The 13,039-nt window shown below is 68.5% G+C and carries 8 protein-coding genes; 2 read left to right on the top strand and 6 right to left on the bottom strand.

Annotated elements, in window-relative coordinates:
* Positions 1-156 precede the first annotated feature (156 nt).
* From C9I47_RS10325 to C9I47_RS10305, 6 genes are all read right to left on the bottom strand, one after another.
* Positions 157-549, bottom strand: a complete 393-nt coding sequence (locus C9I47_RS10325) for a hypothetical protein (protein WP_111266666.1) — start codon at positions 547-549, stop codon at positions 157-159.
* A gap of 190 nt (positions 550-739) precedes the next feature.
* Positions 740-1,096 (bottom strand): hypothetical protein, encoded by a 357-nt coding sequence (locus C9I47_RS17595; protein WP_145985493.1) that lies wholly within the window; start codon positions 1,094-1,096, stop codon positions 740-742.
* Between the two features lie 184 nt (positions 1,097-1,280).
* Positions 1,281-2,456, bottom strand: coding sequence for a thiolase family protein (locus C9I47_RS10320; protein WP_111266665.1), 1,176 nt, complete (start codon positions 2,454-2,456; stop codon positions 1,281-1,283).
* 674 nt (positions 2,457-3,130) lie between these two features.
* Positions 3,131-4,288 (bottom strand): isovaleryl-CoA dehydrogenase, encoded by a 1,158-nt coding sequence (locus C9I47_RS10315; RefSeq protein ID WP_111266664.1) that lies wholly within the window; start codon positions 4,286-4,288, stop codon positions 3,131-3,133.
* Positions 4,289-4,492: 204 nt separating this feature from the next.
* On the bottom strand, positions 4,493-5,596 hold the full coding sequence (locus C9I47_RS10310; RefSeq protein WP_111266663.1) for a Glu/Leu/Phe/Val dehydrogenase dimerization domain-containing protein: 1,104 nt from the start codon (positions 5,594-5,596) through the stop codon (positions 4,493-4,495).
* A gap of 281 nt (positions 5,597-5,877) precedes the next feature.
* A complete protein-coding gene (locus tag C9I47_RS10305; RefSeq protein WP_111266662.1) occupies positions 5,878-7,155 on the bottom strand; it encodes a 2OG-Fe(II) oxygenase in 1,278 nt (425 codons plus the stop codon).
* 602 nt (positions 7,156-7,757) lie between these two features.
* Between C9I47_RS10305 and C9I47_RS10300 the strand changes: the two genes are divergently transcribed.
* Positions 7,758-11,357 carry a methylmalonyl-CoA mutase family protein gene (locus tag C9I47_RS10300; protein ID WP_111266661.1) on the top strand — a complete coding sequence of 1,200 codons (3,600 nt, stop codon included), beginning with the start codon at positions 7,758-7,760 and terminating at the stop codon, positions 11,355-11,357.
* A gap of 149 nt (positions 11,358-11,506) precedes the next feature.
* A complete protein-coding gene (locus C9I47_RS10295) occupies positions 11,507-13,009 on the top strand; it encodes a DUF4034 domain-containing protein (RefSeq protein ID WP_111266660.1) in 1,503 nt (500 codons plus the stop codon).
* The last annotated feature ends 30 nt before the right edge of the window (positions 13,010-13,039 follow it).

Genomic DNA, 13,039 nt, shown 5'->3' with positions numbered 1-13,039 from the left:
CATCAAACCACAAAGGCTCCGATGCGACCAGTTCGCCACCGTCCGGAGGGTGGGTGCCGTCGCTACTCCCGGTTGCGGCCGGTGCCGTGCCGACGGCGCAAAAAAGAAAGGGCCCGCGCAGGCGGGCCCTTTCGGAGGCTTGCGTTGGAACGCGGCTCAGTGGCCGGCGTCTTCCTTGGCTTCCTCGGCGGCGGCCTTGGCCTTGTCGGCGATTTCCTGGGCCTTGTCGGCGACCGCGTCGGCGGCGTCGGAGGTCGCGGCGGCGGCATCGGCAGCGGCGGCATCGGCAGCCGCGGCGGCGTCGTCGGCAGCGCCTTCCATCGCGTCGCCGGCCTCGGCGGCGGCTTCGCCGGTCGCGGCAGCGGCGGCGTCGGCACCCTCGGCAACGGCGGTGCCGGCGGCGTCGACCGCTTCGGCGGCGGCGTTGCCGGCGTCCTCGGCAGCGGCCTCGGCTTCGGCGGCGGCGTTCTGGGCGGTGGAGGTCTCGTTCTGGCAAGCCGTCAGAGCCAGCACGGAAGCGATCAGGGCAACATACAGCTTGGTGTTCATGGGATCTCCGGTGTCTGTTGTGGAACGGGGGGCAGCCTAGGCTGCGGGGTGTGCAGGGCGGGCGAAGACATCATGCCATCCGATGTCGGCCGAGTGCCCGGCGATGGCGTCGCTTCGGGTGCGCAACGCCTTCAAGGAAAAAGCCGCCGGCGTGCGCCGGCGGCTTTCGGATACAGCTGGAAGCGGCAGATTACTGCTTGACTTCTTCAGCGGCTTCCTCGGCAGCGTCGGCAGCCTGCTCGGCGGCGTCGGCAGCTTCGCCAGCCATGTCGGCGGCGGCGTCGGCAGCAGCGTCGGTGGTGGCGTCCATCGCGGCGTCGGCCGAGGTGGCGGCGGCGTCAGCGGCCGCGGCAGCCTCGTCGGCGGCAGCCTGGGCAGCGTCGGCAGCGGCGTCGGTGCCGGCTTCGGCAGCGGCGGTCGCGGCGTCGGCGGCCTCGGTGGCGGCCTCGGAAGCCTCGGCAGCAGCGTCCTGAGCCTGCTGCTGGTTGGTGCACGCAGCCAGGGCAAAGCCCAGGGCCAGGGCAAGCAGTGCCTTGTTCATGGTCATGATTCGGAATCCTCGTCGATTTGGTTTGGCAACGCGCAACTGCGCGCCGATAACATGATGACAAGCCGATGACGCGTGTCAAGCGGCCGATTCATTTTTTTCGTCCGGCGATGTTAAGCGGTGGTTATCCGGACTGCAAAAGCGGGGCCGGGCGGCAGGCCCGATCCCCGTCATTGTCGGTCGATCAGGCCAGTTCGACGGCGATCGCGGTGGCCTCGCCGCCGCCGATGCACAGCGATGCGACGCCGCGCTTGCCGCCGCGCACTTTCAGGGCATTCAGCAGGGTGACGATCAGGCGAGCGCCGCTGGCGCCGATCGGGTGGCCCAGTGCGAGCGCGCCGCCGTGCACGTTCAGCTTGTCGTGGGCGATGCCCAGGTCCTTGATCGGGGCCATCGCCACGCAGGCGAAGGCCTCGTTGATCTCGAACACGTCGACGTCCTCGACCTTCCAGCCGGCCTTGTCGAGTACGTTGGCGATCGCCTTGACCGGCGCGGTGGTGAACCATTCCGGCGCCTGCGAATGGGTGGCGTGGGCGACGATGCGGGCAATCGGCTTGAGCCCGCGCTTGTCGGCCTCGGCCGCGCTCATCAGCACGGTCGCCGCGGCGCCGTCGGAGATCTTCGAGGACGAGGCGGCGGTCAGCACGCCGTCCTTGCCGAAGGCCGCGCGCAGGGTCGGGATCCGGGCCGGATCGATCTTGCCCGGCTCCTCGTCGCTGTCGACCACGACCTCGCCCTTGCGGGTCTTGACCGTGACCGGGACGATCTCGTCCTTGAACACGCCGTCGGCCTGGGCCTGCTGGGCGCGGCGCGCGCTCTCGGCGGAGTAGGCGTCGACCGCCTCGCGATCGAGGCCGTACTCGGCGCAGGTGGCGTCGCCGAACACGCCCATCGCCTTGCCGTCGTAGGGGTTGGTCAGACCGTCCCAGGCCATGTGGTCGAGGAAGTCGGCGCTGCCGTAGCGGATGCCGGTGCGCGAGCCGTTGAGCAGGTGCGGGGCATTGGTCATCGACTCCATGCCGCCGGCGACGATCACGTTCGCCGAGCCGGCCTTGATCAGGTCGTGGCCGAACATCACCGCCTTCATGCCCGAGCCGCAGACCTTGTTGATGGTGGTGCAGCCGGCGGAAGCGGGCAGGCCGGCGCCGAGCGCGGCCTGGCGGGCCGGGGCCTGGCCGAGGCCGGCCGGTAGCACGCAGCCCATGATGACCTCGTCGACCTGGTCGGCGGCGACACCGGCCTGCTCCAGCGCGCCATTGATGGCGGCGGTGCCCAGGGCCGGCGTGGGGGTGCCGGTGTACTGGCCGAGGAAGGAACCGATGGCGGTGCGCTTGGCACCGACGATGACGACGTCGCTCATGGAAAACTCCTGCACAGACGGTACGACCGTGGGGGTCGGGAATCCCCGATTATGAGCTGCCATGCCGCAGTGCGGCAAACGTACCTGTGGCCGATGGCGGGGCGATGACGGCCGGGCTCGGAGAGGTCGGTGGGCATGGCCGGGCCCCGACGCGGCGCGTGCGCCCCGCAACGGGTTTCGTAGGAGCTGCGTCAGCTGCGACCGGGGCGTTTCCCGTTAAAGCTCCATCGCGGCTTACGCCGCTCCTACGGGTCCGCTCGCCCCATCACTTACACGCCGGCCCTGGCCAGCCCCCTGAGTCAGGGGGCGATTCGTGCCGCAGGCACGAATGGGGGTGTGGCAGCGCAACGGCGGGGCCCAAGGTTTGCGGAGCAAACTTTGGGAGATATCCGGGCGTAGCCGGATATCGTTCCCCCTGAGTCAGGGGGCGATTCGCATCGCAGATGCGAATGGGGGTGTGGCAGCGCAACGGTGGGGCCCGAGATTTGCGAAGCAAACCTTGGGAGATATCCGCGCGCAGCCGGATATCGTTCCCCCTCACTCAGGGGGCAGACAAATGCTCTTCTGCTCTTCGTAGGAGCGGCGTAAGCCGCGATGGGCCTGCCTCCGGAACCTCCGGGTCGCGGCTTACGCCGCTCCTACAGGGGGCATCGCCAACCGCCGGACGTACCGGCTCAGCTGTTGCCGTTGAAAAGCTCGCGGCCGATCAGCATGCGGCGGATCTCGTTGGTGCCGGCGCCGATCGCGTACAGCTTGGCGTCGCGCAGGATGCGGCCGGTCGCGAACTCGTTGATGTAGCCGTTGCCGCCCAGCGCCTGGATCGCCTCCAGGGCGACGTCCACCGCCGAATCGGAGGCGTGCAGCAGGCAGCTGGCGGCGTCGACCCGGCTCTTGTGGCCGGCGTCGTAGTCGCGCGCGACCTGGTAGGCGAACGCGCGGCTGGACTGCAGCGCGGTGTACATGTCAGCGATCTTGCCCTGCATCAGGCCGAAGGTGCCGATCGCGCAGTCGAACTGCTTGCGCTCGCGCACGTAGGGCAGGGCGATGTCGAGCGCGGCCTGCATCAGCCCCAGCGGACCGCCGCTGAGCACCAGGCGCTCGGTGTTGAGGCCGCTCATCAGCACCTTGACGCCGTGATTGACCTCGCCGAGCACGTTCTCGGCCGGGATCTCGCAGTCCTCGAACACCAGCTCGCAGGTGTTGGAGCCGCGCATGCCGAGCTTGTCGAGCTTCTGCGCGGTCGAGAAGCCCTTCATGCTCTTCTCGACGATGAAGGCGGTCATGCACTTGCTGCCCGCGTCCTTGCCGGCGGTGCGCATGTAGACGATCAGCACGTCGGCCTCGGGGCCGTTGGTGATCCACATCTTGTTGCCGTTGGCGACCCACACGCCGTCGCGCAGTTCGGCGCGGCAGCTCATCGAGCCGACCACGTCGGAGCCGGCGCCGGGCTCGCTCATCGCCAGCGCGCCCTTCCACTCGCCGCTGCACAGCTTGGGCAGGTACCTGGCGCGCTGGGCCTCGTTGCCGTTGGCGTAGAGATTGCTCACGCACAGGTTGGAGTGGGCGCCGTAGCTCAGGCCGACCGAGCCGGAGGCGCGGGAGATTTCCTCCATCGCCACCAGGTGGGCGAGGAAGCCCATCTCGCTGCCGCCGAGCTCGCCGGGAACGGTCATGCCCAGCAGGCCCATTTCGCCCAGCTTCGGCCACAGCTCCTGCGGGAACCAGTTGTCGTGGTCGATGGCCTCGGCGCGCGGGGCGATCTCGGCTTCGGCAAAACGGCGGACCGCGTCGCGCAGCGCGTCAATCTCTTCGCCTAGTGGGAACGGACGCATCTTCTACTCTCCCGGGCCGCTGGCGACCCCTAGCGTGCATGGAAGCCGGCCACCTTCCCTGGCCGACGAAATACCGACAAATGTTGCGCCTCGCGCGGCGGTGCGTCCCTCCTTGAAGGGACGACCGCCAGGGCCGGAACGGCGGATGCATTCCGGCGATGCCCCAGGAATCGATATCGCGATCCCCGGGGCGATCAGGACAGGTCAGTGGCCGCCGCGGATACGGCCCTGGAAGCGCGGGGTGGTGCGACCCATCGGCAGCTTCAGCTTGCCCATGACCTCGATGCGCTCCTCCGCCATGCGGTCGGCCGCCTTGTAGGTCGGGATGCTGTCGCGCTCGGCGATCTCGAAGATGCGGCCGAGGTTGTGATAGATCGTGCGCATCATGCGCATCGCGCGCTCGCGGTTGTAGCCGGTGATCTCCAGCGCGACGTTCATCACGCCGCCGGCGTTGACCGCGTAGTCCGGCGCGTACAGGATGCCGCGCTTGGCCACTTCGTCGCCGATCGCGTTGTTGGCCAGCTGGTTGTTGGCCGCGCCGCAGATCACCTTGGCCTTCAGCCGCGGCAGGGTCTGCTCGTTGACGGTGCCGCCCAGCGCGCACGGCGAGTAGACATCGGCGTTGACGTCGTAGATGTCGTCCAGGCCGACCGCCTCGGCGCCGTACTCGGACACCGCCTTGTCGACCAGGCCCTGGTTGATGTCGGTGACGAAGATCTTCGCGCCGCGCTCCTTGAGCAGCTTCACGAACTCCATGCCGACGTGGCCCAGACCCTGCACCGCGAAGCTGTACTTGCCGACTTCCTCGTCGCCGAAGCGCTTCTGCAGCGAGGCCATCAGGCCCTGCAGGGTGCCGTAGGCGGTGAACGGGGAGGGGTCGCCGGAGCCGCCGTGGACCTGGTGCACGCCGGTCACGTACTCGGTCTCGCGGTACACGTATTCCATGTCGTTGACGTCGATGCCGACGTCCTCGGCGGTGATGTAGCGACCGCCCAGCGAATCGACGAACTTGCCGAACGCGCGGAACAGCGCCTCGGACTTGTCCTTGCTCGGATCGCCGATGATGACCGCCTTGCCGCCGCCGATGTCGAGGCCGGCGACCGCGTTCTTGTAGGTCATGCCGCGCGACAGCCGGAGCACGTCGTTGAGGGCTTCCTGCTCGGTCTTGTACGGCCACATGCGGGTGCCACCCAGGGCCGGACCCAACACGGTGTTGTGGATCGCGATGATGGCCTTCAGGCCCGCATCCTGGTTGTGGCAAAACACGACCTGCTCGTGGCCGTAGCTTTCGAGGGTTTCGAAAATCATCGGGTGCTCCGTGTCGGCGCGTAACTGCGCAGGGCGCGCTACGTCGACAGATTTTTGTAAGTAATTGAATCCAGGGGATTCGTTCTGCCGCGAACGCGGCTGTCGGCCGCCGCGGCGGGCGCTAGTCTAATCCATTAGTTGGATACGGCTAGGTACGGTTTCATGCTGCACTGCCGCAATAAGTGCCTGATTTTCCGGGCCGCAGTGCCGCCCTTGTCCGATCGGCCCGCGGCTTCGGTCGCCATGGGGCGGCGCCCGCGCCGCAGTCCCCGGCCGGAGCGCTAGAACGCGCGGTAATCGCGCTCGCGCAGCCACAGCGTGGCCAGCCACTTTTCGCCCTCGACCACCGGCTCGCCGGCATGCAGCGAGCGCGGCTCGGGGCCGCCGTCGGCATCGAGGTTGTCGAACACCACCGCGCAGCCGGGCTGCGGCGCCACGCTCAGGCCGGCGTCGGGAAAGGCGGTGGCGCCGCCGTCGGCGACCGCGTTCAGGTAGACGCAGATGGTGCGGGCGCGGTTGCCGGCCTCGGGACGGTCGCCGGCCAGGGTCGCCGGCGGCAGGTAGTCGCGGTGCGGGCGGTACTGCTGGCCCGGCGCGTAGCGCAGCACGATCAGCTGTTCGGCGTGGACCAGCTCCATCTGCGCGGCCTGGGCGATACGCAACTGCACGCAGCGCAGCGCGAAGTCCTCGGCCAGCGGATCGAAGCTGGCGTCGCGGCTGGTCCGCAACGGGTTGGCGCGGGCCTCGCCGCTGACCGGGTCGACGGTCATCGAGTCGCGCAGCTGCGGTTGCGCGCAGGCGACCAGCAGCCGGCACTCGTCGGCCGACAGCAGCCGGTCGACCCGGCGCAGCGCCGGCGATTCCGACAACGGCGTCCACGGCGGCGGCCACAGCACGTCCTCCAGGGTCAGCGTGCTGGAACGGCCCTCCTGCTGTGCCGGAAGCGGCGCCTCGATCGCCGGCAACCGCGGCACCCCGGCGCGCTCCAGTTGCGCCCACAGCTCCTCGGCCGCCCGCGGTTGCGGCGGACAGCCTTCGCCGCGCGCCAGCCGCTCGGCCAGCAGTTGCGCGGCGACGACGTCGCCACGGCCGGCGGCGCGCTCCAGCATCTGGATGCAGCGGGTCTGGTCGTCGTCGCCGGGCTTGCGGCCGAAATGGATCGCGACCGCGCGCAGGGCCGGAGCGATATCGTGGCGCACCGCCAGCAGCAGGCGCTCGTTGATGCGCGCATCGCGCGGCAACGCGGTTCCGCCCAGCGCGATCATCGCCAGCAGATAGGACGCGCCCGGATGGCCGCTGGCCTCGGCGCGCTGCAGCCAGTGCACCGCCTCGGCCGGGTCGGCCGGCGCATCGATGCCGTACAGCCGCATCCGCGCCAGCTCCAGCTGGGCGCCCGGGTGACCGATCTGCGCCGCCTCGCGGTAACCGGCCGCGGCCTGCTCCAGCCGCTGCGCGGCGACATCGGCCTGGGCCTGGCGGAAACGGGCCTCGGCGTGGGCGCGCTGTTCGGCGCTCACCGCATGCGGCGGGACGGAGGACGGACCGGCGTGTTCACTCATCCCCCAAGCCTAACCTGCGCGCGCCGATGACGATGCCCCCGCTTCCGTAGGAGAAGCGCAAGCCGCGAGGGCCTGCCTCCGGAACCAGGGATCGCGGCTCACGCCGCTCCTACGAAGAGCGGTGGGGTGGTCGGCTTTCTGTAGGAGCGACGTAAGCCCGTGATTCCCGGGCTGCGCCCGGGAATCCCCAAAGTTTGCATTGCAAACCTTGGGCCCCGCCGTTGCGCTTCCACACCCCCATTCGCGCCTACGGCACGAATCGCCCCCTGACTCAGGGGGGAACGATATCCGGCTGCGCCCGGATATCTCCCAAGGTTCGCTGCGCAAACCTTGGGCCCCGCCGTTGCGCTGCCACACCCCCATTCGTGCCTACGGCACGAATCGCCCCCTGACTCAGGGGGCTGGGCACGAGGCAGACGAGCGCTCTTCGTAGGAGCGGCGTAAGCCGCGAGGGCCTGCCTCCGGATCTCCACCGCGACGGCGTGCCGCTCCTACGGGAGCAAGCCAAGGGAGGCGGCGAATCGTGGGGAGGCGGGGCACGGGAAGCGCGGGTGGTCGGCGCGTTACAATCCGGTTCTTGCCTCAACCGTATTGAGTCGCCCATGAGTACCCCCGCCAGCCACGCTCCCCTCAGCCAAGGTCCGCAGGCCGATGCCGAGAGCACCCCGCTGCGTTTCGTGACCGCCGCCAGCCTGTTCGACGGCCACGACGCCGCGATCAACATCATGCGCCGGCTGATCCAGGGGCAGGGCGCCGAGGTCATCCACCTGGGCCACAACCGCTCGGTCGAGGACGTGGTCCGCGCCGCGCTGCAGGAGGATGCCGACGGCATCGCGCTGTCGTCCTACCAGGGCGGCCACGTCGAGTACTTCAAGTACATGGTCGACATGCTCGCCGAGCGCGGCGCCAGCCATATCAAGGTGTTCGGCGGCGGTGGCGGCACCATCACCCCGGAGGAGATCCGCGAGCTGCAGGCCTACGGCGTCGAGCGCATCTACCACCCCAACGACGGCATGCACATGGGTCTGGTGGCGATGATCGAGGACGTGGTCCGCCGCGCCGCCGACGGCCGCCGCTCGGCCGAGCACCCGGACAAGACCGTCGACATCGACGACGAGATCACCATCGGCCGCATGCTCTCGGCGATCGAGGAAGGCGCGATCGACGAGGCCGAGCTGGCCCACCAGCGCAAGCAGTGGCAGCTGGCCGGCGGCCGCACCCCGGTGGTCGGCATCACCGGCACCGGCGGCGCCGGCAAGTCCTCGGTCACCGACGAGCTGCTCAACCGCTTCCTCGCCAGCTTCCCGCAGATGCGCATCGCGGTGATCTCGGTCGACCCGACCCGCCGCCGCACCGGCGGTGCGCTGCTGGGCGACCGCATCCGCATGAACTCGCTGCGCTCCAAGCGCGTGTACATGCGTTCGATGGCGACCCGCCGCCAGCACGCCGCGACCAACGCGGTGCTGAAGGACTCGATCGCCTTCCTCAAGGGCCTGGGCTACGACCTGGTCATCGTCGAGACCGCCGGCATCGGCCAGAGCGACTCGGAGATCGTCGACCTGGTCGACTTCCCGATGTACGTGATGACCAGCGACTTCGGCGCGCCCAGCCAGCTGGAAAAGATCGACATGCTCGACTTCGCCGAACTGGTCGTGCTCAACAAGTTCGACAAGCGCGGCGCCGAGGACGCGCTGCGCGACGTGCGCAAGCAGTGGAAGCGCAACCGCGTCGCCTTCGACCTGAAGGACGAGGACGTGCCGGTCTACCCGACCATCGCCAGCCAGTTCAACGACCCCGGCATCAGCTGGATGTTCGCCAACCTGTGCCGGCTGCTGAAGGAAAAATGGGGTCAGAGTCATTTTTCGACGGTGGAAGGCAAAACAGACGCGGGCAGAGGGGCGAAAAATGACTCTGACCCCATTTTCTCCCCGCGCTGCGACTTCAATCCCGACATCGACACCTCGCTGAAGGAGCCGCGCGCGACCGTGCTGATCCCCGGCAACCGCGTGCGCTACCTCGCCGAGATCGCCGAGCAGGGCCGTTCGATCAACCGCCAGATCGAGACCGCCGCCGAGATCGCCGACCGCGCGCAGTCGTGCTGGCAGGCGCTGGAAGCGCTGGAGGACGGCAGGCTGCCGAAGGCGCTGGACCTGTACGACGCCGGCGACCTCACCGACGGCGGCGACAACACCCTGCTGACCCTGCGCCAGCGCTACAACGACGCCATCCAGTCGCTGTCGTCGGAGGCGCTGAAGCTGCTGCGCGAATGGCCGGCGCGGCTGAAGTCGATCACCGACGAGGTCAACGAATACCAGGTCCGCGACAAGGTCATCCGGGTCGACAACTACCGCGAGTCGCTCAGCCACCAGCTGGTGCCGAAGATCGCCGCGCCGACCTACAAGTCCTGGGGCGAACTGCTGACCTTCCTGCAGAAGGAAAACCTGCCCGGCGCCTACCCGTACACCGGCGGCGTCTACCCGTACCGCCGCACCGGCGAGGACCCGATCCGCATGTTCGCCGGCGAGGGCACCCCCGAGCGCACCAACCGCCGCTTCCATTACCTGTCGGTCGGCCAGCCGGCCGCGCGCCTGTCGACCGCCTTCGACTCGGTCACCCTGTACGGCGAGGACCCGGCGCCGCGCCCGGACATCTACGGCAAGATCGGCAACTCCGGCGTCAACATCGCCACCCTCGACGACATGAAGAAGCTGTACTCCGGCTTCGACCTGTGCGCGCCGACCACCAGCGTGTCGATGACCATCAACGGCCCGGCGCCGATCATCCTGGCGATGTTCATGAACACCGCCATCGACCAGCAGGTCGAGAAGTACCTGCGCGAGGACCAGGCGCGCTGGGACGCCGCCCACGACACCATCGAGAAGCTGTTCGAAGGAAAGAAGCGCCCCGAATACGGCGGCCCGCTGCCGGAGACCAATGACGGGTTGGGCCTGGGCCTGCTCGGCGTCACCGGCGACCAGGTCGTCGACGCCGAGACCTACGCCCGGATCAAGGCCCAGACCCTCAAGACCGTGCGCGGCACCGTCCAGGCCGACATCCTCAAGGAGGACCAGGCCCAGAACACCTGCATCTTCAGTACCGAGTTCGCGCTGCGGATGATGGGCGACATCCAGCAGTACTTCGTCGACAAGGGCGTGCGCAACTTCTACTCGGTGTCGATCTCCGGCTACCACATCGCCGAGGCCGGCGCGAACCCGATCAGCCAGCTCGCCTTCACCCTGTCGAATGGTTTCACCATCGTCGAGTACTACCTCGCGCGCGGGATGAAGATCGACGACTTCGCGCCCAACCTGTCGTTCTTCTTCTCCAACGGCATGGACCCGGAGTACACCGTCATCGGCCGCGTCGCCCGCCGCATCTGGGCCCGCGCCATGCGCGAGCGCTACGGTGCCAGCGCCCGCAGCCAGATGATGAAGTACCACATCCAGACCAGCGGCCGCTCCCTGCACGCGCAGGAGATCCAGTTCAACGACATCCGCACCACCCTGCAGGCGCTGTACGCACTGTTCGACAACTGCAACAGCCTGCATACCAACGCCTACGACGAGGCCATCACCACGCCGACCGAGGAGAGCGTGCGCCGCGCCGTCGCCATCCAGATGATCATCAACAAGGAGCTGGGGCTGAATTTCTGCGAGAACCCCTGGCAGGGCAGCTTCATCGTCGACAAGCTCACCGACATCGTCGAGGAGGCCGTCTACAAGGAGTTCGAGGCCATCAGCGAGCGCGGCGGCGTGCTCGGCGCCATGGACACCATGTACCAGCGCGGCAAGATCCAGGAAGAGAGCCTCTACTACGAGCACAAGAAGCACGACGGCAGCCTGCCGCTGATCGGCGTCAACACCTTCCTGCCCAAGGACCACGCCGGCGACATCGTCACCGAGATCGAACTGATCCGCTCGACGGAAGGGGAGAAGGGCCAGCAGATCGACAACGTCGGCAACTTCCAGCAGCTGCGCAACGCCGCCGTTCTCAGCTCTCCCGCGAGCGGGCAGGGCGAGGGCGCCTCTGTAGGAGCGGCGTCAGCCGCGAACAGCGGCCCCGGCCTGGCCTATCTCCAATCCGCCGCCCGCGAGCGCCGGAATGTGTTTGAATCGCTGATAGAGGCGGTCAAGACCCACAGCCTGGGCCAGATCAGCCATGCGTTGTATGACGTGGGTGGGGAGTACCGAAGGAATATGTAATGACCGAGCCCTCTCCCGTCCGCGGGAGAGGGGTTGGGGTGAGGGGCGGCCAGGTTTCTGATCGCCGGTCCCGACCCCCGGTCCCGATAGCCAACCGCCCCGGCGTCGCGTAGTTTTCGTTCCAGGGTATCGGCCACAGGGGAAAGGGAATGCAGTGGATTCGCGTCTGCGCAGGCATCGCTGCGCTGGCTTGCGCTTCGGGCGCGTGGGCCGCCGACCAGAAGGCGGAACCGCCGGCGGAATGGGCGGCGTACATAGCGGCCATGCGCGAATACGACGCCATTCCCGACGCCGAGCAGCGATGCCGCCTTCTTCCGGACCTTCCGGGCAACCAATGGGTGCCCGGCGCCGCGAAAGGGCGCTGCGCCATCCTTCGCAAACCGATATTTACGCTGGATGAAATCGACACGCTGCTGGAGACGCAGGGCGGCCGCGCGGAACTCGAGCGGCGCTTCGAGGCCCTGCTGCAGGCCAACTACGACGATCCGGACCAGCACGACCAGATCTCCGTGGCCTTCCAGCCATTCGAGAAGGGTGGGCGCGCCTTCCAGGTGGCCGAACGCTGGAGGAAGGCCTCGCCCGACAGCGCCTTCGCCCACGTAGCGTCGGCGACGTTCCTTGAAACCACCGGCTGGACGGCGCGCGGTCAACGCTACATCGGCGAGACCTCGCGCGACCGGCTGCGGAAGATGGACTGGGCGTTCGAGGCCGCCGTGCCCCTGTATCTCCAGGCACTGGAGATCGAGCCACGCCTCACACCGGCCTGCATCGGCCTGGCGAAGATCGGCCGGCAGAGTGACAACGTGCTCCAGAAGCATGCCTTGCGCGCCTGTCGGGAGGCCGATCCCAACGCCTACTTCGTCGCGCTGGAAAACATCACCGCCGCCGAGCCCCGTTGGGGCGGATCGGACAAGGCACTTGCCGAGGCCGTCGCCGATGCCGCCCAACGCGCCCAGGACAACCCGATGCTCGGGGCGCTATTGGGCGAGGCGGCGGGGTACCGGCCGTCGCTCGCCAGCGACCTCGGCCCCGTGGCCGACCAACTGGCCGAGGCCGCCCGCATGGGGCCCAGCGCCGGGCTGTCCGCCCGCGCCGGGCGCGGCTATCTGCGGCGGCGTGACCCCTGGTCGGCGGTGGTCTACCTGTCGCAGGGGCTGCGCTTTCGGCCCGACGACGCCTACCGCCGCTATGAGCGCGCATGGCAACTGCGCACGCTCGGCGACCTCGCCTGGGCCTATACCGACATGCGGGTCGCGCTCGACATCGAGCCCCACAACGGCAGCTACCACTACCTCATGGGGCTGGTCGAGCGGGAAACGCATGGCGAAGCCACCGCCCGTCCCTACTTCAAACGCGCAATGCAATCCCCGGATGAGCGGGTCCTGGCCACCGGCATGTACTGCCAGGGCTATGTCACCGACGCGATGTGGGACGACGCGGACGCCTGTACGCGCGATTTTGTCGCCGACTTCCCCGACGAGCCCGAGGCCTGGCGCCTGCGCGGCTGGTACCTGGACAAGGTCGACGACCCCGGCGCAACCGATGCCTTCGAACACTATGTGCGCATTGCCGACACCTGCCACCCCTTCCACAAGCAGCAGGTCGAGGCGGTCAAGCGCCTCCTCCAGCGCAGGGCCGGCGCCGATGAATAAGCCAGAGCCGGCGAGGGCGCGCTTGTGCGC

The sequence above is a fragment of the Marilutibacter maris genome, assembly GCF_003233695.1.
GTDB lineage: Bacteria > Pseudomonadota > Gammaproteobacteria > Xanthomonadales > Xanthomonadaceae > Marilutibacter > Marilutibacter maris.
The sequence above is the reverse complement of the archived record's forward strand: the minus strand, read 5'-3'. Positions and strand labels throughout refer to the sequence as shown.